The 20,661-nt window shown below is 58.7% G+C and carries 25 protein-coding genes and 1 pseudogene; 17 read left to right on the forward strand and 9 right to left on the reverse strand.

Annotated features, from left to right (window positions below; all coding sequences use genetic code 11):
• Positions 1–128 precede the first annotated feature (128 nt).
• The 8 genes and pseudogenes from R0140_RS23780 to R0140_RS23815 all read left to right on the forward strand — a co-directional run.
• Positions 129–944 carry an AraC family transcriptional regulator gene (locus R0140_RS23780; RefSeq protein WP_317703912.1) on the forward strand — a complete coding sequence of 272 codons (816 nt, stop codon included), beginning with the start codon at positions 129–131 and terminating at the stop codon, positions 942–944.
• Between the two features lie 47 nt (positions 945–991).
• Positions 992–1,654 (forward strand): LysE family translocator, encoded by a 663-nt coding sequence (locus R0140_RS23785; RefSeq protein ID WP_008807586.1) that lies wholly within the window; start codon positions 992–994, stop codon positions 1,652–1,654.
• Entirely contained in the window at positions 1,647–2,939 is a 1,293-nt protein-coding gene (locus R0140_RS23790; protein WP_077257851.1) for a DUF445 domain-containing protein, read from the forward strand. Before R0140_RS23785 ends, R0140_RS23790 begins: the two co-directional genes overlap by 8 nt.
• Before the next feature lie 53 nt (positions 2,940–2,992).
• The gene (gene mdtM / locus R0140_RS23795; RefSeq protein ID WP_012969015.1) at positions 2,993–4,240 is read left to right on the forward strand and encodes a multidrug efflux MFS transporter MdtM; all 1,248 of its coding nucleotides are present in this window, start codon (positions 2,993–2,995) and stop codon (positions 4,238–4,240) included.
• 25 nt (positions 4,241–4,265) lie between these two features.
• Positions 4,266–4,505 carry a DUF2164 domain-containing protein gene (locus R0140_RS23800; RefSeq protein WP_008807589.1) on the forward strand — a complete coding sequence of 80 codons (240 nt, stop codon included), beginning with the start codon at positions 4,266–4,268 and terminating at the stop codon, positions 4,503–4,505.
• A 97-nt stretch (positions 4,506–4,602) separates the two neighbouring features.
• On the forward strand, positions 4,603–5,754 hold the full coding sequence (locus R0140_RS23805) for a double-cubane-cluster-containing anaerobic reductase (RefSeq protein WP_032756143.1): 1,152 nt from the start codon (positions 4,603–4,605) through the stop codon (positions 5,752–5,754).
• A 9-nt stretch (positions 5,755–5,763) separates the two neighbouring features.
• On the forward strand, positions 5,764–6,531 hold the full coding sequence (yjiL, locus tag R0140_RS23810; RefSeq protein WP_032756140.1) for a putative 2-hydroxyacyl-CoA dehydratase activator YjiL: 768 nt from the start codon (positions 5,764–5,766) through the stop codon (positions 6,529–6,531).
• Positions 6,528–6,779, forward strand: a pseudogene (locus R0140_RS23815) (DUF3343 domain-containing protein); the annotation flags it as partial. The gene yjiL and the pseudogene R0140_RS23815, both read left to right, overlap by 4 nt.
• A 134-nt stretch (positions 6,780–6,913) precedes the next feature.
• Here R0140_RS23815 and R0140_RS23820 read toward each other — a convergent pair.
• The 3 genes from R0140_RS23820 to R0140_RS23830 are packed head-to-tail and all read right to left on the reverse strand — an operon-like array spanning position 6,914 to position 9,181.
• Positions 6,914–8,017: a M20 peptidase aminoacylase family protein gene (locus R0140_RS23820; protein ID WP_023297005.1), complete on the reverse strand. Its 1,104-nt coding sequence runs from the start codon at positions 8,015–8,017 to the stop codon at positions 6,914–6,916.
• A gap of 20 nt (positions 8,018–8,037) precedes the next feature.
• Positions 8,038–8,505 (reverse strand): YjiG family protein, encoded by a 468-nt coding sequence (locus R0140_RS23825; RefSeq protein WP_008807593.1) that lies wholly within the window; start codon positions 8,503–8,505, stop codon positions 8,038–8,040.
• On the reverse strand, positions 8,498–9,181 hold the full coding sequence (locus R0140_RS23830; RefSeq protein ID WP_008807594.1) for a nucleoside recognition domain-containing protein: 684 nt from the start codon (positions 9,179–9,181) through the stop codon (positions 8,498–8,500). The genes R0140_RS23825 and R0140_RS23830 overlap by 8 nt, the downstream gene beginning before the upstream one ends.
• Positions 9,182–9,544: 363 nt before the next feature.
• Between R0140_RS23830 and R0140_RS23835 the strand changes: the two genes are divergently transcribed.
• Positions 9,545–10,459, forward strand: a complete 915-nt coding sequence (locus tag R0140_RS23835) for a LysR family transcriptional regulator (RefSeq protein WP_008807595.1) — start codon at positions 9,545–9,547, stop codon at positions 10,457–10,459.
• Positions 10,460–10,461: 2 nt separating this feature from the next.
• Here the strand turns inward: R0140_RS23835 and R0140_RS23840 are convergent, their stop codons facing one another.
• From R0140_RS23840 to R0140_RS23855, 4 genes are all read right to left on the reverse strand, one after another.
• Positions 10,462–11,526, reverse strand: coding sequence for a DUF2955 domain-containing protein (locus R0140_RS23840; protein ID WP_008807596.1), 1,065 nt, complete (start codon positions 11,524–11,526; stop codon positions 10,462–10,464).
• Entirely contained in the window at positions 11,516–12,583 is a 1,068-nt protein-coding gene (locus tag R0140_RS23845) for an HlyD family secretion protein (RefSeq protein ID WP_008807597.1), read from the reverse strand. Before R0140_RS23845 ends, R0140_RS23840 begins: the two co-directional genes overlap by 11 nt.
• Positions 12,584–12,589: 6 nt before the next feature.
• The gene (locus R0140_RS23850; protein WP_008807598.1) at positions 12,590–13,054 is read right to left on the reverse strand and encodes a MarR family winged helix-turn-helix transcriptional regulator; all 465 of its coding nucleotides are present in this window, start codon (positions 13,052–13,054) and stop codon (positions 12,590–12,592) included.
• Positions 13,055–13,219: 165 nt separating this feature from the next.
• On the reverse strand, positions 13,220–13,384 hold the full coding sequence (locus R0140_RS23855; RefSeq protein ID WP_008807599.1) for a DUF1127 domain-containing protein: 165 nt from the start codon (positions 13,382–13,384) through the stop codon (positions 13,220–13,222).
• 177 nt (positions 13,385–13,561) lie between these two features.
• Here R0140_RS23855 and R0140_RS23860 point away from each other — a divergent pair, with 177 nt between their 5' ends.
• Complete coding sequence (locus R0140_RS23860; protein WP_012969021.1) at positions 13,562–14,974, forward strand: aminotransferase-like domain-containing protein; 1,413 nt, start codon at positions 13,562–13,564, stop codon at positions 14,972–14,974.
• 72 nt (positions 14,975–15,046) lie between these two features.
• On the opposite strand, the gene fosA is transcribed toward R0140_RS23860, so the two are convergent.
• Complete coding sequence (gene fosA / locus R0140_RS23865) at positions 15,047–15,466, reverse strand: FosA5 family fosfomycin resistance glutathione transferase (RefSeq protein WP_032740393.1); 420 nt, start codon at positions 15,464–15,466, stop codon at positions 15,047–15,049.
• Entirely contained in the window at positions 15,460–16,368 is a 909-nt protein-coding gene (locus R0140_RS23870) for a LysR family transcriptional regulator (protein WP_012542980.1), read from the reverse strand. The genes fosA and R0140_RS23870 overlap by 7 nt, the downstream gene beginning before the upstream one ends.
• Before the next feature lie 86 nt (positions 16,369–16,454).
• Here R0140_RS23870 and R0140_RS23875 point away from each other — a divergent pair, with 86 nt between their 5' ends.
• From R0140_RS23875 to R0140_RS23905, 7 genes are all read left to right on the forward strand, one after another.
• Positions 16,455–17,237, forward strand: coding sequence for an NAD(P)H-dependent oxidoreductase (locus R0140_RS23875; protein WP_317703913.1), 783 nt, complete (start codon positions 16,455–16,457; stop codon positions 17,235–17,237).
• A 141-nt stretch (positions 17,238–17,378) separates the two neighbouring features.
• Positions 17,379–17,963, forward strand: a complete 585-nt coding sequence (locus R0140_RS23880; RefSeq protein WP_012542982.1) for a TetR/AcrR family transcriptional regulator — start codon at positions 17,379–17,381, stop codon at positions 17,961–17,963.
• 21 nt (positions 17,964–17,984) lie between these two features.
• Entirely contained in the window at positions 17,985–18,788 is an 804-nt protein-coding gene (locus R0140_RS23885) for a winged helix-turn-helix domain-containing protein (RefSeq protein ID WP_012542983.1), read from the forward strand.
• Positions 18,785–19,303: a FidL-like protein gene (locus R0140_RS23890; protein ID WP_004182811.1), complete on the forward strand. Its 519-nt coding sequence runs from the start codon at positions 18,785–18,787 to the stop codon at positions 19,301–19,303. Before R0140_RS23885 ends, R0140_RS23890 begins: the two co-directional genes overlap by 4 nt.
• A 446-nt stretch (positions 19,304–19,749) precedes the next feature.
• Complete coding sequence (locus tag R0140_RS23895; RefSeq protein WP_012542984.1) at positions 19,750–20,028, forward strand: BMC domain-containing protein; 279 nt, start codon at positions 19,750–19,752, stop codon at positions 20,026–20,028.
• A gap of 17 nt (positions 20,029–20,045) precedes the next feature.
• Positions 20,046–20,330: a BMC domain-containing protein gene (locus R0140_RS23900; RefSeq protein WP_002442227.1), complete on the forward strand. Its 285-nt coding sequence runs from the start codon at positions 20,046–20,048 to the stop codon at positions 20,328–20,330.
• Between the two features lie 12 nt (positions 20,331–20,342).
• The gene (locus R0140_RS23905) at positions 20,343–20,621 is read left to right on the forward strand and encodes a BMC domain-containing protein (protein ID WP_004146125.1); all 279 of its coding nucleotides are present in this window, start codon (positions 20,343–20,345) and stop codon (positions 20,619–20,621) included.
• Positions 20,622–20,661: the final 40 nt, after the last annotated feature.

Genomic DNA, 20,661 nt, shown 5'->3' on the forward strand with positions numbered 1-20,661 from the left:
CGAAAATAGATTTCCCCGGACTGCAAGCGCGACATCCTTTTTCGAGGCGGTACGCAAATCCAGGCGGGCGACAGCCTCCGCGCAGCATGCTATAAACGACCTCTCCCTCCTCAGCAAAGGTCGATGCGGTGAACCATACCCGAGATATCCCCCAAACCTTCTGGCGAGACGATCGTCTACCGTGGCTGGAGCTGCGCAGCACCTGGCGCAGCCGCCAGGCCTACAAACGCCACAGCCACCCGCAGCTCTCGGTGGGGGCGATTATCGAGGGGGAAACGCGCTGCCTGTGCAATGGTGAGGAATATCTCCTGCAGCCCGGGGATCTGATCGTGATCCCCCCGCACGCGCCGCATAGCTGTAATCCGCTGCATGACAGGCCGCGCAGCTATCATATGCTGTACCTGGAGGCGGCATGGTGCCACGCGCAGCGCCCGGATATTCCCCCTGGCGCCAGTATCGCCTCGCCGCAGCCACTGTTGCGCGACAGCCCTCTCTTTGCCTGTTTCCAGCAGGTTGTCGCCCTGATGAGCCGCGGGAGCCTTGAACAACTGCCCGCCCGGCTGGCGCAACTCCTGCACGCGCTGCCGCTGTGCGCCGCCGCGCCGCAGGAGCCACATCACGCCAGCGCCCTGCTGTTTCAGCGCCTGGCGACAGATCTGCCAGCGCCGCCGTCGCTGGATAAGCTGGCCCACGACAGCGCGCTTCGTAAAGAGACCGTTATCCGCGCCGTGAAACAGGATACCGGCCTGACACCCGCCAGTTTGATCAACATGGCGCGCATCGAATATGCGAAAACGCGCTTACGCGCCGGGGACCCTATTGCCGATGTCGGCTATCAGGCTGGCTTTGCCGATCAGAGCCATTTCCATAAAACCTTTGTCAGCTATACCGCCGCCACGCCGCGGCAATATGCGCACAGCAGATCAATATCCGACAATAAGTAATACGGCACTTCGCTTAGGGTGGCCTCAGTACCATTATCGAGGCCACTATGCATACCTTATCGACGCTCTTTCCCGCCGCCTTCCCGGCGCTAGCCCTGTCTCACTTTGTCGCTCTGCTCAGCCCGGGCCCTGATTTTTTTCTGCTGGTCGGCTACGCCGTGCGCTACCGGATCCGCGGCAGCATCGGATTGTGTCTCGGAATCGCCGCCGGCAATGCGCTGTATATTGTTCTCGCCATCGTCGGCTGGGGGCTTCTGCGCCAGGCGCCGCTGCTGTTTTTGCTCATTGAGCTGTTGGGGGCGGGCTATTTACTGTGGGTTGGCAGCCTGCTGATACGCAGCCGTCCCGCGACGCTGGCGGTGGAGAGCATTCGCGCATCGCGTCCGGGGTTCGGCAGGCAGCTGCTGCTCGGGCTGGGGTCATCGCTGCTCAACCCCAAAAACGCTCTGTTTTATCTGGCGCTGATGACTTCCCTGCTCGGGCCGGCGGTCACCCTGCTGCAGCAAACGGTGAGCGGGTTGTGGATGGTCAGCGTGGTGTTCTTCTGGGATTTACTGCTGGTGAGTGCGATTGCGCTGCCGCAGGTACAGCGCCGCCTGGGCGCCATCGTCTGGCGAGTCGAGCGGGCGGCAGGGGCGGTCCTGATGATCTTCGGTCTGTGGATTATCTGGCGATTTTTGCACGACCTCGCCGTCAGGTTATATGCTTAAGTTTATGGAAAAACTCGCTGAACTCAAACGCGCCAAACTGCTGGCGCTGTCGCTGCTGCTGATCGCCGCCGCGCTATTTATCACCACCCTGCTGCTGCCGCCGACGCCGTGGGTCAGCGCGCTAAAGGCCATTTCCGAAGCGGCGATGGTCGGGGCGCTGGCCGACTGGTTTGCGGTGGTCGCGTTGTTTCGTCGTATTCCGCTGCCCTTTGTCGCCCGCCATACCGCGATTATCCCGCGTAACAAAGACCGCATCGCCGATAATCTTGGCCGCTTTGTCGAGGAGAAGTTCCTCGATACCCCGTCGCTGGTCGCGTTGATCCGCCGCTATGAGCCAGCCCTGATGCTCGGCAACTGGTTCAGCCAGCCGGAGAATGCCCGGCGGGTCGGCCAGCATCTGCTGCAGGTGATGAGCGGTTTTCTTGAACTGACCGACGACGCGCGCATTCAGCGCCTGCTGCGCCGCGCGGTACATAAGGCGATCGATAAAGTCGACCTGACGCAGACCAGCGCCATGATGCTGGAGGGAATGACCCGCGACAATCGCCACCAGAAGCTGCTGGATTCGCTGATAAGCCAGCTTATCGCCCTGCTGCAGCGGGACAACTCCCGCACCTTTATCGCCCGCGGCATCGTGCGCTGGCTGGAGACCGAGCACCCGCTGAAGGCCAAACTGTTACCCACCGAGTGGCTCGGCGAGCACAGCGCCGAGATGGTCACCGATGCGGTGAATACCCTGCTGGACGAGGTGAGCCATGACCGTACCCACCAGATCCGCCAGGCCTTCGACCACGCGGTGCAGAAGCTTATCGACAACCTGAAATCCGACCCGCTCATGGCGCAAAAGGCCGAGAACATCAAAGCATATCTGAAAAATGATGAGACCTTTAACCGCTATCTCGGTGAAGTGTGGGGCGACCTGCGCAGCTGGGTAAAAAACGATATCAGCAGCGATGACTCACGTATTAAGCAGCGCATCGCCGAGGCTGGCCAGTGGTTCGGTGAAACCTTACTCCGCGACGACGCCCTGCGCGAATCGCTTAACGAACACCTGGAACAGGCGGCGCACCGGGTGGCGCCGGAGTTCGCCGCCTTCCTCACCCGCCATATCAGCGACACGGTGAAGAGCTGGGACGCCCGCGATATGTCGCGGCAGATCGAGCTCAATATCGGTAAAGATCTGCAGTTTATCCGCATCAACGGCACCCTGGTGGGGGGGACCATCGGCCTGATGTTGTGGCTGTTCTCGCAGATCCCCTCGCTGCTGCATCTGCATATTGGTTAGCAATGATACTATCCGAACAATAGCGCTGATAAATATTCCACAGGGAGGGAGAAATGATGCACCGGATTTCCCACTGGCTGACCCGCCACGCCGCCGCGCTGTTCTTCCCGGCGGCGCTCATTCTGTATGATTTTTCAGCCTATCTTACTACCGACCTGATCCAGCCGGGGATCCTCCACGTGGTGCGGGATTTCAATGCCGATGTGGCGCTGGCTCCTGCCTCGGTGAGCCTGTATATGGCCGGCGGCATGGCGCTGCAATGGCTGTTGGGGCCGCTCTCTGACCGGATCGGACGGCGTCCGGTACTGCTCACCGGCGCGCTGATTTTCACCCTCGCGTGCCTGGCGACGTTGTTCACCACCTCCATGACCCAGTTCCTGATTGCCCGCTTCGTGCAGGGCACCAGCATCTGCTTTATCGCCACCGTCGGCTACGTCACCGTACAGGAGGCCTTTGAGGAAAAAAGATCGATCAGGCTGATGGCGGTGATCACCTCCGTCGTGCTGGTGGCGCCGATCGTCGGCCCGCTCTCCGGCGCGGCGCTGATGCATTTCATCCACTGGAAAGCGCTGTTCGGCATCATCGCCGCCATGGGGCTGGTGGCCTGGCTCGGCCTGCTGTTGACCATGCCGGAGACGGTGCGCCGCGGCGATGTGCCATTCAGCCTGCCCGGCGTGCTGCGCGATTTCCGCGCCGTCTTTCGTAACCGCATCTTTTTACTCGGCGCCGCCACGCTGTCGCTGAGCTATATTCCGCTGATGAGCTGGGTGGCGGTATCGCCAGTGATTTTAATGGACGCCGGCGGGCTGACCACCAGCGAGTTCGCCTGGAGCCAGGTACCAGTCTTTAGCGCCGTCATCATCGCTAACCTGTCGGTGGCGCGCTGGGTAAAAGATCCCACCCGCCCGCGCTTTGTGCTCAGCGCGGTCCCGATACAAATGCTCGGCCTGGCCATCCTGATCGTTGGGAATCTGATATGGCCGCACGTCTGGCTGTGGTCAGTGCTCGGCACCTGCTTCTACGCCTTCGGCATCGGGCTGATTTTCCCGACGCTGTTTCGCTTTACCCTCTTTTCCAACGACCTGCCGAAAGGCACGGTCTCCGCCTCGCTGAATATCGTGATCCTCAGCGTCAGCGCGTTATCGATTGAAGGCGCGCGCTGGCTGTGGTTCCATGGCGGCAGACTCCCCTTCCACCTGTTGGCGGTGGCCGCCGGGATCGTCGCCGCCTGCTGCCTGGCCGGACTGTTACGCCATCAGCGCCAGTGTGGGCAAGCGGTGATCGAAGCCCGGCAGTCGTGAGCCCTTTTACGGAGAAAGCTCCATCATGAACGACATTGAACTCAGCCCGGCGCAGCGCGACCTGCTGCGCGACAAGCTCAGCAAGTACTGCGAAGAGACCTTCAACCTCGAGCTGGAGCAGTTTGACGCCGAGTTTTTTGTCGACTTTATCGCCAAAGAGCTGGGGCCGCTGTTTTACAACGCCGGTATCGAAGAGGCTATCCGCACCCATCTGGCGTGGAGCGAGCGGATCCAGGAAGAGATGGATTTGAAGAAGGTCTATTAACGCCGCGCGCAGACGCAGGAGATCAATAAAATCACACAAACAACAGGGCTATAATGGCGACTCTTTCAGCATCTCCCGTGTACGGGGAAGGAAAATCATGTCGCTTATCACCGATCTACCCGCCATATTTGACCAGTTCTCAGAAGCTCGCCAGAAGGGCTTTCTCACCGTCATGGATCTTAAAGAGCAGAACGTGCCGCTGGTGGGCACCTACTGCACCTTTATGCCTCAGGAGATCGCCATGGCGGCGGGCGCCATTGTCGTTTCACTGTGCTCCACCTCCGATGAAACCATCGAGGAAGCGGAAAAAGATCTGCCTCGCAACCTCTGCCCGCTGATCAAAAGCAGCTATGGCTTCGGCAAAACCGATAAATGCCCGTACTTCTATTTCTCTGACCTGGTGGTCGGGGAAACCACCTGCGACGGTAAAAAGAAGATGTACGAGTACATGGCCGAGTTCAAGGCGGTCCACGTCATGCAGTTGCCGAACAGCGCCAGCGATGCCGCTTCCCGCGCACTGTGGAAAACGGAGATCCTGCGCCTGCAGCAGGTGATTGAGGCCCGGTTTGGCACGCCGATTAGCGAAGCGGCGCTGCGCGAAGCCATCGTGTTGAAAAATCGCGAGCGCCGGGCGCTGGCCCACTTTTATCGTCTCGGGCAACTCAATCCGCCGGCGCTCAGCGGCGGCGACATCCTGAAAGTGGTATATGGCGCCACCTTCCGTTTCGACAAAACCGCCCTGATTGATGAACTGCATGTCATGGCGGACCGCATCCATCAGGAGTGGCTGCAGGGTAAACGGCTCGAGCCACGTCCGCGGATCCTGATCACCGGCTGTCCGATCGGCGGCGCGGCGGAAAAAGTGGTCCGCGCCATCGAGGAAAACGGCGGCTGGGTGGTCGGCTATGAAAACTGCACCGGCGCGAAAGCCACCGAGCGCTGCGTGGCGGAAGAGGGCGACGTCTACGACGCCTTAACCGATAAATATCTCGCCATCGGCTGCTCCTGTATCTCCCCCAACGACCAGCGTCTGCAGTTGCTGAGCCAGATGGTGGAGGAGTATCAGGCCGACGGGGTGATCGACGTCATTCTGCAGGCCTGCCATACCTATGCCGTGGAATCGCTGGCGATTAAACGCCATCTGCGCCAGCAGCACGACCTTCCTTATATGGCGATAGAAACCGACTATTCGACGGCGGACCTCGGCCAGCTCAGCACCCGCGTCGCCGCCTTTATCGAAATGCTGTAAGGAGCTGGCGTGAACTATACGGTTGGCATTGATTCCGGCTCCACCGCCACAAAAGGCATCCTGCTGGCGGACGGCGTCATTGTACGCCGCTTCCTCTGCCCCACTCCCTTTCGCCCCGCCGACGCCATCCATAAGGCCTGGGAAACGCTACGCGCTGGCCTCACGGAGACGCCTTTTTTAACCCTCACCGGCTATGGTCGCCAGCTGGTGGATTTTGCCGATAAGCAGGTGACGGAGATCTCTTGTCACGGCCTCGGCGCTCGCCTGCTGGCGCCGGACACCCGCACGGTGATTGACATCGGCGGCCAGGACAGCAAAGTCATCCAGCTGGACGCCGAGGGCAATCTCAGCGACTTCCTGATGAATGATAAATGCGCCGCCGGCACCGGCCGCTTTCTGGACGTCATTTCGCGGACGCTTGGCGCCAGCGTCGAACAACTCGACAGCATCACTGCAGACGTCGAGCCGCATGCGATTACCAGCATGTGCACGGTGTTTGCCGAATCGGAGGTCATTAGCCTGCGGTCGGCCGGCGTCGCGCCGGAGGCGATTCTGGCGGGGGTGATTAACGCCATGGCCCGGCGCAGCGCGAACTTTATTGGCCGTTTATCGGCGCAGGGACCGCTGCTGTTTACCGGCGGCGTCAGCCACTGCGCCACCTTTGCCCGGATGCTGGAAAGCCATGTCGGCATGACGGTGACAACCCATCCCGACGCCCAGTTTGCCGGGGCGATCGGCGCGGCGCTGATCGGCCAGCGCCAGCGGAGGCGCGGATGACAACCTTCCTGTTTTTATTTCATTCCACGGTGGGGGTGGTGCGGATGCGCAAAGCCCTGCAGGCGGCGGGAATGACCTTCGAGGTGAAGGATATTCCGCGCCAGCTGCGCAGCGGCTGCGGGCTGTGCATTTACCTGAGCTGCATGCCTGGCGATGAGCAACGATGGGTTATACCCGGCGAAACGGCAGCCCTGTTTCGCGTCGCCGGAAATGACTATCACCTGTTGGCGACCTATGCGCACCGCGGTAGCCCGGATGAGGCGTTAGCCGACATCCGGGACGCTTCCCCGGTAGCGCTTACGCTTACCGGGGCTACCGACAAAATGCCCAACCGTAGCCCGGGTAAGGCGTAAGCCGCTACCCGGGGGCTGGCAGCTTAGCTTCAGCCCAACAGCTGGCGAACGCAGGATTTGAATACCCGCACGCCATCCGCCAGCGCGGTGCGATCGAAATGCATTTCCGGATGATGCAGGCCCGGCAGCAGGTTGCAGCCCAGTCCCCAGAAGCCACCTTTCACCGCCGGGCGCAGACGCAAATAGTGGAAAAAATCTTCGCTGCCCGGCGTACTCTTCGCGGTCGTTAAGCCCGCCTCGCCAAAGGTTTCGCATATTGCCTGGCTTATGATAGCCGTGGCTTCTGCGTCGATAATCGCCGCCGGCATCTCTTTGACTACCCGGATGTCGACGCTGGCGCCATATGCTGCTGCGCTACTCTCGATAGCCCTGACCACGCGTTCTTTGAGTGTCGCCATGCCGTCATTTTCCTCGCAGCGCAGATCCCAACAAACGTGCGCTTTCGCCGGCACCGAATTGGTGACGCCCGCATCGCAAAGAAAGCGCGTCGCTTTCGCGCTCCAGGTAAGCGACGGCGCCAGATGGATACCGTTCACCGCCTGTACTGCATGCGAGGCGGCATCCAGCGCGTTAATGCCCAGATGCGGACGAGCGGCGTGAGCGGCTTTGCCGTGAAAATCCACCATCACCGTCGCCGAAGCGGAATAGTACATTGCCGGTACCGCCTGGCCCATCGGACACTCTTCCAGCGGCCGGAGATGGAAGCCGAACAGCATCTCTACGTCATCCAGTACCCCGGCCTCCGTTAAAGCGATCGCGCCCGTCCCCAGCTCTTCAGCAGGCTGAAAAAGCACTTTTAACTTCCCACGCTTTACCAGCCCCTCGGCGAGGATCTCTTCGGCGGCGGTTAATACCACCGAAGAGTGGCCATCATGACCGCAGGTATGACGGGCCTCTAAGCGGCCATCGATAATATGGCCCAGCGCATCCATATCTGCCCGCAGCGCCACCACTGGCCCCGGTTCCCCGCTATCGATTTCGGCGACAATCCCGGTAGTCCCGCCAACGTTGCGGTGAACCCGGAACCCTGCCGCCGCCAGGGCGTCGCCGATGTAAGCCGAGGTTTTGTACTCCTCAAAGCCCAGCTCAGGTATTTGGTGCAGGTAATTGAAATGCTCTAACGTTCGCGACACGACTGACTCCTTGCCTTTCATTATGCCATCACGCGCATGACCAGCATGGCGATGACGGCGTTGATAATGCTCACCGCCATCAGCAGCGGCCAGTATTTTTTCGGTACATCCGCCACCCCAAGCAGCCGCCCCATATACTGTAGTTGCGAACCCATCAGGAAGATGGCCGGGATCAGGATGGTGACGTCCGCCACGTTGAGGGTGCCTTTACTCAACAGGCTCACCGCCACTCCCGTCCCCGCCGAGGCGGAAAGCCAGGAGGTGAGCAGCACGGTAATCGCTTCGCCCGGTAAGCCAAACAGGCCCATCAGCGGCGCGCAGACCTGGCCTATCAACTGCATCACCCCGAGCAAATTAAGCATTTCGGCGATCACATATGCCATTAATACATTCGGCATCAGGTTGTTGATGGCAATATTAAATCCTTTACGTGCACCGATAACAAAAATATCAAACGGATTACTGGCCACTTTTGCCGAATTACTCATTATCAAAATCCCCTTTATAGGCCGTATTCAAAACCAGACGGGTGATTGCCGCGCCAACGAATTTCAACACAAACATTAACAGCAGCGGAATAATAATAGGGATGGTTAACGATGCGAAAAGCGCTGAGCCAATGGAGAAATAGTTATTGATCAGACCGGCGCCGGAATATTGCCATGCCCCCATAATCACCACATCTTTCCGACTAATTTTTTTGCTGTCATACAGCTCTTTGGTCAACGCGGCCCCGGCATCGGTGCTTTGGAGGTCGGTAATTAACGCCAGACCGGTATAACCCGGGATCCCCAGTAACGGGCGTAACAACGGCGTCAGCAGCTTATGCGCTGCACGTATCGCGCCATAATGGGTAAAGATTTCCAGCAACCCCAGCGCCAGCATCACCGTAGGGACCAGCGACAGCGCAAACAAGAAACCGGCCTTGGCGCTGATGCCGCCGCTGCCGATAAAAGTGTTAGTTTCCGGGGTCTTCATCGTGCCAAATGCGCCGCCGAGGGTGGTAAAGTCGAAAGCCCCCAGCCAGGCCATCCCTTCCACTTTAAACAGCAGCCCGGAGAAGACTAATAACACCACCACCAGCGAGATCCATGCTCCAGGTCCTACCCGCCACTCATTTGTCGCGTCGTCGGAGGAACGTTCCAACGTTTTATTTTCACTCATACCCTGTCCTCACATTATGAAATATCTTATTGGTCTTTTGCCATTTGGACGCTTTTCAATGTATTGGTTTTGGCATTGATTATTTTGACGTAAAAAACCCATCAATAAATAAGGTGCCTCTCTTTTCCCGAAAAGCCGGCAACAGGCATATACCTCACTTATTTATCTTTTTACTGGCATATCGATATCTTATTATTGGCAACCACCGGTGGTACTGGTTTATTGCCATGGCAGTTAATCCGTTCCGTGACTCCCCTTGTCTGTTATGTACCTGAATCACGATTATCTATAACTAGCCGGGATGATAAATGTCTGGTAAAGGATGTTATTGTTGACCTGAAGTCAACAAAGGAGGGAGACAGGATGTTACACGAACGTCCCATGAGCTATCTGTACGAAGTCGGGATCCAGGGGGGCATTCGGCGGGCCGCTGATATTCTGGGGATTAATCCGTCGGTTATCAGCCGCCAGATAGCGCAGCTGGAGCGAACGCTGGAACTCCCTCTGCTGGAGCGACAGGGGCGCAATGTGGCGCTCACTGAAGCCGGACGTTTGCTGGCCGAGGATTACCACGAAAGCCGCCAGCGGCGGGAAAAGCTGGAGAGTCATCTAAAGGATTTACGCCATATGCGTGGCGGCACCATCTCTGTGAGAATTGGCGGGGGGTTGGTGACGACCTTTATCGAGTCGGTGATGAGCACGTTTTCGCAGTCGTGGCCGAACGTATTCGTTGATATTAGCGTCGGCAATATGCAGGAGATGCTCAACGATATCGCCAGCGGTGAAGCGGATATGGCGGTCGCCTTCGGCCCCATCGGCAATCCGGAGCTTAAACGCCACAGCTTCCAGTGGGGGCCCATCTGCGCGGTGGTCTCTCCGCAGCATCCCATCGCGCGACAGTCAATGGTGACCATCGATGAGCTGACGCAATATCGCCTGATCGCCCTGACAGAAAGCTTTGGCCTACAGCGCCATATGAACGCCATGTTTAAAACCGCCGGGCGGCAGTTTCATCCGGCCTATCGCTGCAACCTCTTTTCCACCGCCATGAGCCTGAGCCAGGCCGGTCTGGGGATCTCTTTCATGACCGAATTCGCCGCCCGGGAAGCAATCGCTCACGGCATACTAAAGGCGGTCCCCATCGACCATCCGATCGCCAGCAGCGCCCAATGCCACTTATTACGCAACTCAAACCGCCGCTTTCCCCCCGCCGCGCACCATATGTGGCGCTTACTCCATAACGCCTTTCGCGATGCGCAGCGGGCGATGACGGTGTGACCCTATTCGCTCACCACAAAGCGCGTCGCCGCAAAGCAGTTCAGCAGACGGTGCATGAGAAAGACCAGAGTCAGCGTCACCACCAGCGAGACCGTCACCGAGGTGATGCGGTACAGGTCGCTGAATACCAGATCCTGATAGGGATGCAGATTCTGGCCGAACATAATGCCGATGGTGGTGATGCTGGCGAAGCCCACCCCGGCGCCCACTTTCTCCATCACGTGCAGGCGGGCGCTGAAGGCCAGCCCGAGACCAATCAGCGGCATCATCAGGATCATGTGGTTGCTGAAATCATAGATGATCAGTTGCACCACCAGAATATAGAGACAGGCCAGCACCACCCCGACGACGCGCCAGATCGAGCTGATCACCGCCCCGCGATAGTGCATCGGGAACAGGATCAGGATCCCGGCCATCAGCGCCGACAGCGAGTCACTGAGATCGCAGATCTGGAACACCACAAAGATGATCGTCGCGACCGTACCGGAGAGCAGCGACTCGTGGCGAATGCGGGCGGCGTCTTTTTCAATGCGCGGCGGCGGCTTGCGCGGTTCGACGTCCGGGATCAGGTAATGCAGCAGCGCGCTCAGCGCCACCGCCAGCACGCAGGCTTCCATATTGGAGAACATCAGGGTGTGCCAGTTGCTGGTGGGATAGCTCATAAAGTTGAGCATCGTGCTCTGGCACACCACGCCCATCGACCCCAGCAGAAACAGCGGCCCCTGGCTCATAAAGCGAAAACGCATCACGTACAGGGCGAACACCACCAGGGTCATGATCACCGGCCACTGCGACAGATAACCGACGATCAGTACCATTTCGACGCAGTTCACCGCCGCGCTGAACACAAACTGGCGGGCGACATGGCGGTTGAACACCGGCACCAGCGACATCAGCATCAGCGGATACACCACAAAAAATACGCCGTACTGCACGTCGTAGAAGGTGGAGATGCTGAGCGCAATCGTCCCGGCCACGGCGATACGCACCGTCTGGCGAAAATCATTCGCCGTGTAGACGATATTGCCGTGCGGCGTAAAGACGTGCGCCAGGGTATTAATAGACATAGTGCAACCAGCTCACCAGGTGGATCTGCAGGCCGGCGAAGGTGCGGGCGAAAGGTCCCTCGCTATTGTACAGCTGCACCGTGGCGCGGGCGCCGGTCGGCAGCGGTTTCGCCAGCGGCTGATCCAGCGCGACGTGAATGCGCATGCGCTGTGCGTCGCGCACCCAGCGGGTGGACTGCTCCGGCTGCGACAGCTGGCCGTTCACCGCCTCCTGCCCCGCCAGAATCCCGGCATCGCTGCTGGTGACGTGCGCCGGGAAAACTTGCCCCGGCAGGGCATCAAAGACCACCGCTGCATCGGTGTTTACCGCGGTGTGGCGCAGGCTCTTCTCACGGAAGTCAGCGACGATATCTGTATTGTTGTTGACCAGCGCCAGCACGGCCGTCGCCGCGGTGGCGTAGATCCCCGGGTTAAGCTGCAGGTTGCTGACCATACCGTCAGTTTCGGCACGCACCTGGGTCCAGGCCAGGTTCAGCTGCGCCTCCTCCAGCGCATTACGGTATTTCTGCAGAGTGACGTTGCGCTTATCGTCGCGCTCACCGCGCTGGATCAGCAGGTTCTGGATCTGCGCGTTCAGCGCCGAGACCGACTGCTCGCTGGTCTGCCAGGTGGTCCGCACCTTATCGAGGTCGGACTGCGAGACGTTCTGCATCGTACTCAGGCGCTGGTAGCGATCGAGCGTGACCTTATCGTTACGGGCGGTGTACTGTGCGGTGCGCAGGTTGGCGCGGGCGGCGGCGATTTGTGCATCTAGTTGCTGGTTGCTCAGTTTCGCCTGCTCGAGGGCGATCTGCGCCGCTTCAACTTTATTAATGAATGGCGTTGGGTCGAGCTCATACAGCAGGTCGCCCTTTTTCACCTGGCTGTTGTTGTGCACGTAAACGTGCGAGACATAGCCGGAGACCCGCGACGAAACCGGGGTCACCACGCGCATGACGGTGGAGTCTGGCGTCAGCGGGATCCAGATATCGGCAACGATAAACCAGGCGAATATTCCCAGAAAAGCGGCAATACTCACCCGTACCCAGCGGGCAAATTTTTGTTCAGGCGTCATCATAGTGTGTTAGATCTTGTTATCTTCTTCGCGGATATTCCGCAAACGGCAGGCGATTTGATTTAATGTGGCGCTGAAGGTGGCGAGGTCGGCCTCCGGGATGGTCTGAGTCACGCGTTCCTGATAGGTCTCGATCACGCAGCTCAGTTTTTCCAGAATCGCCCGCCCCTCGGCGGTCAGCGTCAGCAGGCGAATGCGTTTGTCATATGGCGATGTAGAACGCACCAGATAGCCCTGCTTTTCCAGTAACGAGAGGGTGCGCATCAGCGGCGGCAGTTCAATTCCCTGCACCTCCGCCAGTTCGCTGACCGAGACGTTGTCTCCCAGCTGATGCAGTTGCATCAACACCGTCCAGCTGGACTGGGTGAGTCCGGTATCGGTGATAGCGGAGTCAATAATAGCGCGCCACTGGCGCACCACCATGGCCATTCTCATCCCCAACGGGCGGCGGGCAAACAGGTCGTCTTCGGTCACAGGTTTTCCTCTCATTGTTGAGAAGAAAATAATACTTATCAGGGTAAGTATCAAGAAACGGACGAACGCGCCGCATCAATTGATAAATTTCGTGAATGTATTCCCCGGCGTCGCCAGCGCTTACCGGGGCAAAGAAGGAATGATGCCTGAAAAAAACCGCACTTTTTAATTGATCTGATCCCGACGCAGGCCGATGTCTTTCAGCTGTTCGTCGCTCATTCGCTGCAAAGCTCTGCGCGTTTGCTCCTGAAGCCACCATTTTTTGATAAACCGCACCAGCAGTACGAAACCGATAAATGGCTGTCTTGCCCTGTTCTCGTGAAATTCCATCCTCTACCTCCTCACCTTGCCAGAGGCTTTATCTTCACGGATTTGGGGCCAAGGAATACAGATTCACAAAACGCTTTTCTTTAACATACAGATTAGCTAAAACGTACACCAGAGCCCAATTTTTACGCCAATCTGTACTGGTTATTCCATCTGTATGGCGGAAATTAAGGATACAGCATGACCCGCTACCAACATCTCGCTACGCTGCTGGCCGAACGCATCGAACAGGGCCTGTATCGCCACGGCGAAAAACTGCCGTCGGTGCGCAGCCTGAGCCAGGAACATGGCGTCAGCATCAGCACCGTCCAGCAGGCCTATCAGTTGCTTGAGCAGCAACAGATGATTGTGCCGCAGCCGCGATCGGGCTATTTCGTTGCCCCGCGCAAGGCCCAGCCGCCGGTGCCGCCGATGTCGCGTCCGGTACAGCGCCCTGTGGAGATCACCCAGTGGGATCAGGTGCTGACCATGCTCGACGCCCGCTACGATAAATCGATTATCCCCTTCGGCGGCGGCTCGCCGGATGTCACACAGCCAAGCCTGAAGCCTATCTGGCGCGAACTGAGCCGGGCGATCCAGCATAACCTCAGCGAAGTGCTGAACTATGACGAGCTGGCCGGGCGCCGCGAGCTGAGGGAGCAGATCGCCCGTCTGATGCTTGACGGCGGCTCGATAGTGACGGCTGACGATCTGGTGCTCACCAGCGGCTGCCATAGCGCGCTGTCTCTGGCCTTGCTGTCGGTATGCCAGCCTGGCGATATCGTGGCGGTGGAATCTCCCTGCTACTACGGCACAATGCAGATGCTGCGCGGACTGGGATTAAAGACCATTGAGATCCCTACCGATCCGGAAACCGGGATCAGCATTGAGGCCCTGGAGCTGGCGCTGGATCAGTGGCCGATCAAAGGGGTGATCCTCGTGCCAAACTGCAATAACCCGCTGGGCTTTATCATGCCGGACGCTCGCAAGCGCGCGGTGCTGAACCTGGCCCAGCGCCACGATATCGTGATTTTCGAGGATGATATTTACGGCGAGCTGGCCACCGAGTACCCGCGCCCGCGCACCATTCACTCCTGGGATATCGACGGCCGGGTGATGCTCTGCAGCTCTTTTACCAAAACCATCGCCCCCGGCCTGCGCATCGGTTGGATAGCGCCCGGGCGCTACTACGACAAGCTGCTACAGATGAAGTATGCCGCCAGCGGCACTAACGTCCCTTCAACCCAACTGGCGGCCTGCAATTTTATTCGCGAAGGCCACTACCACCGTCACGTGCGGCGGATGCGGCAGATCTATCAGCGTAATATGGAGATCTACACCTGCTGGCTGCGGGAATTTTTCCCCTGCGGGATCTGCGTCACCCGGCCAAAAGGTGGTTTTATGCTGTGGGTGGAGCTCCCGGAGCAGGTGGATATGGTCTGCGTCGCCAAACAGCTGTGCCGGTTGAAGATCCAGGTCGCGCCGGGCTCGCTGTTTTCGGCAGCGGGCAAGTATCGCAACTGCGTCAGGATCAACTGCGCCCTGCCGCCGACCGAGAAACATAAAGCGGTGATGGTGAAGCTGGGAGAAGCGGTGAAGGTGGCGATGGAGTGAAGTTTAACCTGTTCTCCCCGGTGGCGCTGCGCTTACCGGGGCTACGGGTTACCCCGCGTCCGCAAATCAGCTTCACTGGTCAAAAAACACCATTCCCTTATACGGCTGCTCACGGCAGGCGGCCAGCCGCTGGTCGAGACTGCCGACGTGCAGCTCCAGCTTGTGGCCATCGGGATCGAGGAAATAGTGCGAGGCGCCTTCGCTGCGGTTTAGCTTCCAGACCGCCACGCCGGCAACCTCCAGGCGGGCGGCGAAGCTGGCGAAATCCGCCTCGCTAATGCTAAACGCATAATGGGTGTAGTCGCTCTCTTCCGGCGGGGTGATGCGCCGCTGCGGATCCAGCGACAGGCACAGCCACAGATCGCCGCAGGAGAGATAGGCGCCACTGTCCCAGCGGGCGTGCAGCGTCATGCCCAGCAGCTGCTGATAAAACGCCACGCTCGGCGCCAGCTGGCTGACTGCCAGGGTCAGGTGATTCAGTCCACTCAGCATGTCTGTTCCTCCAGTGAATTCACGATGAACTGGCGCAGCCATTGATGCGCCGGGTCGCGGTGCCAGCGCTCGTGCCACAGCATCAGCATCTCAAAGCCGGCGACCGCCAGCGGCGGCTCGACGACTTCCAGCCCGCTCTGCCCGCGCACCAGCCGCTCCGGCAGCACCGCCACCAGATCGCTATTGCGCAGGGTCTCCAGCATAAACAGGAAATGTGGCACGGAAAGGACAACCCGCCGCGCCAGGCCAAGATTCGCCAGCGCGGTATCGGTCGCCGCGCTGAAGCCGCCCCCGTCCGGGGAGACGATCACGTGCTCCAGCTGACAGAACGTTTCCAGGCTAAGCCCAGGCCGCAGCGCCGGATGCTCCGCCCGGCCTGCCAGCACATAGCGTTCGCGAAACAGCAGGCGCTGATGTAGCCCCGGCGGCGCGCCCTCGCGGGTATGAAAGAAGAGATCTACTGTATCGCTGGCCGCCTGTTGCTCCAGCCGCGCTGGCTGTAGCTCGAACACCGCCAGCCGACTGCCGGGAGAGGCCAGCCGTAGCCTGCCCAGCATCGGCAGGAGGATCGCCGAGGCCATATAGTCCGTCGCTGCCACCCGCCAGGTCTCCGCCGCCGTCGCCGGATCAAAAGGCGCCACCGGCGCCACCGCCTGCTCCAGTGCGGCTAGCGCTGCGCGCAGCGGCTGGCGAAGTTCATCGGCGCGGGCGGTGGGCTGCATGCCGCGCGGACCCGGCATCAGCAGCGGGTCGGCGAAAATCTCCCGCAGCCTGGCGAGCTGAATGCTCACCGAGGGCTGCGACAGATTCAGCCGCTGCGCCGCCCGGGTGACATTATTTTCACTGAGCAGCACATCAAGCGTGCGCAGCAGATTAAGATCCAGACGATGTAAATTAATCACGGCTATACCTGGAATTTAAGTAATTAATTTCTACTATAACGTCAGCTTTCCTACTCTGCAGCTCTCCATACGCCAGAGGTGATGTTATGAAAGTACTGCTGATTTACGCCCATCCGGAACCGCGCTCGCTTAATGGCGCGCTGAAAAATTTTGCCGTCCGCCATCTGCAGCAGGCCGGGCATGAAGTGCAAGTCTCCGATCTCTACGCCATGCGCTGGAAGGCCGGGTATGACGCCGATGACAGCGGCGCCCCGCCGGTCGGCGAGTTCTGGCGGCCGCCCCTCGATTCCAAACAGGCCTTTGCCCAGGGCACCCAAAGTGCGGATATCGCAGCCGAGCAGGAAAAGCTGCTGTGGGCCGATACGGTGATTTTCCAGTTCCCGCTGTGGTGGTTCTCAATGCCCGCCATCATGAAGGGCTGGATCGACCGGGTGTACGCCTGGGGCTTTGCCTATGGCGTCGGCGAGCACAGCGACCGCCACTGGGGCGATCGCTATGGGGAAGGCACCTTCGTCGGCAAACGGGCGATGCTGATCGTCACCGCCGGCGGCTGGGCGGAACACTATTCACCGCGCGGGATCAATGGCCCCATCGACGACATCCTGTTCCCCATTCAGCACGGTATGCTGTTCTATCCCGGCTTTGAGGTGCTTCCGCCGCTGGTGTTCTACCGCACGGATAAAACCGATGCCGGGCAATTCGCCGACCAGTGCGCCACGCTGGCCGAGCGGCTGGACACGCTGTGGCAAACCGAGCCCATTCCATTCCGCCGGCAAAATCATGGCGATTATCTGATCCCGTCGCTGACGCTGCGCCCGGAGCTGGCGCCGGGGCAAAGCGGCCTGGCAGTGCATCTGGCAACGAAATAAACCTCAACGCGATAGCCCATCCGGGTTATCGCGTTCATTAATATGACAATTTGTGAGCCTCCACGCATTAACGGTATCCCGTCGCACGAAGCCACCTCTCATATTGATAGCGATCAAGAATAATCATACCGTCTGGTCGGTATGATTCCGGCCATGAATATGGAAGCCCAGCATCGTAAAAAAGATCCCGTCCGTCTCCACCGTCAGTTGCTTGAATCGGCAGCGATGATTGCCGGCCGGGATGGTATCGCCGCCCTGTCGCTGAACGCCGTCGCCCGCGAGGCTGGCGTGAGCAAAGGTGGCCTCCTGCATCACTTTCCCAATAAGCAGGCGCTGATTTTCGCCCTGTTCGCCCGGCTGCTGGCGATCATGGAAAAGGCGATTAGCGAACTGATGGCCGCCGATAACATCGCTTACGGGCGCTTTACCCGCGCCTATTTGCGCTATCTGTCCAACCCGGAGCTGACGGACACTCACGAAAGCCGCCAGTTGATGGTGCTGTCGCTGGCGATGCCGGACGAGCCGGTGCTGCGAAAATGCTGGCGCGACTGGATGCTGGGTCACCTGGCGCAGGGCGATGCGCTGGATAACGGCCCGACCGGCACGCTGGTACGCTACGCGGCCGACGGCATCTGGTTATCGGAACTGACCGAAGGGCGCACCATGAGCAGTGAACACCGCCAGTCGCTGGTGAACGATCTGACCAAAATGACGCTTCCCGCGTGAAGCGAATAGAGTGAGGCCGCGATGCGCTACAACATCAATGCCCGTCTCATTTATGATGCAACGGACGGCACGCTTACCCTGCCCGGCAGCGATGAACCGGATAGCCAGCTATCCATCACCGCCAGCGCGCTACTCTATTTTTTTCTCCGCCATACTGGCGTCGTCAGTCGCGATGAAGTGTTGAAAAAAGTCTGGGATGATAATGGTTTAACCTCTTCCAACAGCAACCTCAATCAATACCTGAGCATGCTGCGTAAAACCTTCCGCCACTACGATATCGATAACATTATCGTCACTGTATCGCGCGGCATGCTGCAGCTGAATCAGGATCTGAGCATTGAACTGCTCGATGCCGGGCCGGCGCTTACCGAGGGTGCTAATCCACCCCAGAGAGCTGTTGAAACCGTCCCTCCGGCGGCGACAACGCCGCCCACCGATTCGCCACATGCGCGCGGAATGTGCTGGTATCTGGCCGGCGGCTGTCTGCTGATCATCGCCCTGCTGCTGGTGGCATTCACTTTTGCCGGTACCCACGTCGCCCGACCGATCAATCTGACGCTGATGAACCACAGCCAGTGCGAACTGCTGGCCAGCGATGAAATGCTGCGTTCGGTTTCCGCCACGGCCTACGCTAAGAATTTCGATGAGGTGCGTCAGCGGCTGAAGCTCGGCTGCAAGCCGGGGGAGCGTTTCGTTTTCTTCTACGGCGACCGGCTGGAGACTAACGGCCTGGGCCGGGTATTTCTCGCCCACTGCGCGATGCACGAGGACAACCCGTTTAGCTATTGCGATAACTACTTTTACTACTCCTGGAAGCCGCAATGAAACTCGCGCCCCGCACCTTTTTCGCCCTTTCCGCTCTGACGTTTGTCGCCGCCGCCGGTTTTAGCGTCTGGCGCCTGCTGCCAGATGCCAACGATGGCGTGATGAGCTGCTCCACCAAAGCGATCATGCGTTTTGAAAACATGGAAAAAGAGAATGTGAACGGCAATATCCATTTTAACTTTGCCGCTAACGGCAACGGTTCGATGGTGGTGGAAGGCTATACCGATTCTGCCGCCGGCTGGCTCTACCTGCAGCGCTACGTCAAATTCAGCTACACCAGCCAACGCATCTCGGCAACCGAACGCCACTACCGCATCAAAAAGTGGGAATCCAGCGCCTCATCCATCGACGAATCGCCGAATGTCATCTTCGACTACTTCATGCGCGAAATGTCCGACAGCCATGACGGCCTGTTCCTCAACGCACAAAAGCTTAACGACAAAGCTATCCTGCTGAGCTCTATCAACTCGCCGCTCTACATCTGCACGCTGAAGTCCGGCAGCACGCTTAACTAACCCGTCCCCCCTGAACCGCCGCGAGGAAAATGCGCCCTCGCTCACGCTCCATTATTGCCCCCTCTTTCCACGATGCTAAAAGCGCACGTTTTGCATTTAGCTTCGTCGCCAAAACATGAGCATACCCACAATTATCACGTGCCTATATTACTAACCGCTGGCAAGTAATTAGCATCTTATTAACATTCATCTCCCACCGATAAATAGCCTAAAAAAGCGCCATATCATCATAAAAATCAATACGCATAAAACAGAACGAACAGATAAAAAGAAGTTTAAATAAGGCTAAATCACAGAGTAAAAACCTAAAATATTCATCTTCACGGATTTAAATTTCACTTACCTCCCCATTCCCTATAGTGAACCCCGAACGCCGCTTCCGCGTGTTGATGCCGTTACGCGGACGGTTTTCCCGAATAACAAAACCTGTTCTGGAGGAGATCGCGATGGGTGATGCATTGGGGCTTATCGAAACCAAAGGTCTGGTGGCCTGTATTGAAGCAGCGGACGCGATGTGTAAAGCCGCCAACGTCGAACTGATCGGCTATGAAAACGTCGGCTCCGGCCTGGTCACCGTGATGGTGAAAGGCGACGTCGGCGCGGTAAAAGCGGCGGTGGATTCCGGTGTGGAATCCGCGCAGCGCATCGGCGAAGTGGTGACCTCGCTGGTCATCGCTCGCCCGCATAACGACATCAACAAAATCGTCATTAAACACAAGGCCTGAAGGCCAGGAGAACGCAAATGGGTGATGCATTAGGTCTGATTGAAACCAAAGGTCTGGTGGCCTGCATTGAAGCGGCGGATGCGATGTGTAAAGCCGCCAACGTCGAGCTTATCGGCTATGAAAACGTCGGCTCCGGCCTGGTCACCGCCATGGTGAAAGGCGACGTCGGCGCGGTAAAAGCGGCAGTCGATTCCGGCGTTGAATCCGCACAACGCATCGGCGAAGTGGTGACCTCGCTGGTTATCGCCCGTCCGCATAACGACATCAACAAAATCGTCTCGCATTACAAAATTGCGGACTAACGGAGAAACCTGATGAAAGAAGCGCTTGGTCTTATCGAAACCAAAGGTCTGGTGGCCTGTATTGAAGCCGCGGATGCGATGTGCAAAGCCGCCAACGTCGAATTGATTGGCTATGAAAACGTCGGCTCCGGCCTCGTCACCGCGATGGTGAAAGGCGACGTCGGCGCGGTCAACGCAGCGGTCGACTCCGGCGTGGAAGCGGCGAAACGCATCGGCGAAGTCGTCAGCTCTCGCGTCATTGCGCGTCCACATAACGACATCGAAAAAATCGCGGCGCAGCACAAAGCATGACCTGACAGGGCGCGCCCCGTCCCCACTCTTTTCGTCTGAT

Origin of the sequence: Klebsiella sp. w6, assembly GCF_033100215.1 — a bacterium.
In the GTDB taxonomy this organism is placed as follows: domain Bacteria; phylum Pseudomonadota; class Gammaproteobacteria; order Enterobacterales; family Enterobacteriaceae; genus Klebsiella; species Klebsiella variicola.

What these genes read in the sequence shown, in the direction of transcription:
- R0140_RS23840 (WP_008807596.1), bottom strand. Translation starts at nt 11,526, where the DNA reads ATGTCTATTAATACCCTGGCGCACGTCTTTACGCCGCACGGCAATATC.
- R0140_RS23835 (WP_008807595.1), top strand. Translation starts at nt 9,545, where the DNA reads ATGTTACACGAACGTCCCATGAGCTATCTGTACGAAGTCGGGATCCAG.
- R0140_RS23895 (WP_012542984.1), top strand. Translation starts at nt 19,750, where the DNA reads ATGGGTGATGCATTGGGGCTTATCGAAACCAAAGGTCTGGTGGCCTGT.
- R0140_RS23785 (WP_008807586.1), top strand. Translation starts at nt 992, where the DNA reads ATGCATACCTTATCGACGCTCTTTCCCGCCGCCTTCCCGGCGCTAGCC.
- R0140_RS23845 (WP_008807597.1), bottom strand. Translation starts at nt 12,583, where the DNA reads ATGATGACGCCTGAACAAAAATTTGCCCGCTGGGTACGGGTGAGTATT.
- R0140_RS23800 (WP_008807589.1), top strand. Translation starts at nt 4,266, where the DNA reads ATGAACGACATTGAACTCAGCCCGGCGCAGCGCGACCTGCTGCGCGAC.
- R0140_RS23905 (WP_004146125.1), top strand. Translation starts at nt 20,343, where the DNA reads ATGAAAGAAGCGCTTGGTCTTATCGAAACCAAAGGTCTGGTGGCCTGT.
- R0140_RS23790 (WP_077257851.1), top strand. Translation starts at nt 1,647, where the DNA reads ATGCTTAAGTTTATGGAAAAACTCGCTGAACTCAAACGCGCCAAACTG.
- R0140_RS23830 (WP_008807594.1), bottom strand. Translation starts at nt 9,181, where the DNA reads ATGAGTGAAAATAAAACGTTGGAACGTTCCTCCGACGACGCGACAAAT.
- R0140_RS23855 (WP_008807599.1), bottom strand. Translation starts at nt 13,384, where the DNA reads ATGGAATTTCACGAGAACAGGGCAAGACAGCCATTTATCGGTTTCGTA.
- R0140_RS23825 (WP_008807593.1), bottom strand. Translation starts at nt 8,505, where the DNA reads ATGAGTAATTCGGCAAAAGTGGCCAGTAATCCGTTTGATATTTTTGTT.
- mdtM (WP_012969015.1), top strand. Translation starts at nt 2,993, where the DNA reads ATGATGCACCGGATTTCCCACTGGCTGACCCGCCACGCCGCCGCGCTG.
- R0140_RS23900 (WP_002442227.1), top strand. Translation starts at nt 20,046, where the DNA reads ATGGGTGATGCATTAGGTCTGATTGAAACCAAAGGTCTGGTGGCCTGC.
- fosA (WP_032740393.1), bottom strand. Translation starts at nt 15,466, where the DNA reads ATGCTGAGTGGACTGAATCACCTGACCCTGGCAGTCAGCCAGCTGGCG.
- R0140_RS23875 (WP_317703913.1), top strand. Translation starts at nt 16,455, where the DNA reads ATGAAAGTACTGCTGATTTACGCCCATCCGGAACCGCGCTCGCTTAAT.
- R0140_RS23880 (WP_012542982.1), top strand. Translation starts at nt 17,379, where the DNA reads ATGATTCCGGCCATGAATATGGAAGCCCAGCATCGTAAAAAAGATCCC.
- R0140_RS23805 (WP_032756143.1), top strand. Translation starts at nt 4,603, where the DNA reads ATGTCGCTTATCACCGATCTACCCGCCATATTTGACCAGTTCTCAGAA.
- R0140_RS23890 (WP_004182811.1), top strand. Translation starts at nt 18,785, where the DNA reads ATGAAACTCGCGCCCCGCACCTTTTTCGCCCTTTCCGCTCTGACGTTT.
- R0140_RS23885 (WP_012542983.1), top strand. Translation starts at nt 17,985, where the DNA reads ATGCGCTACAACATCAATGCCCGTCTCATTTATGATGCAACGGACGGC.
- R0140_RS23860 (WP_012969021.1), top strand. Translation starts at nt 13,562, where the DNA reads ATGACCCGCTACCAACATCTCGCTACGCTGCTGGCCGAACGCATCGAA.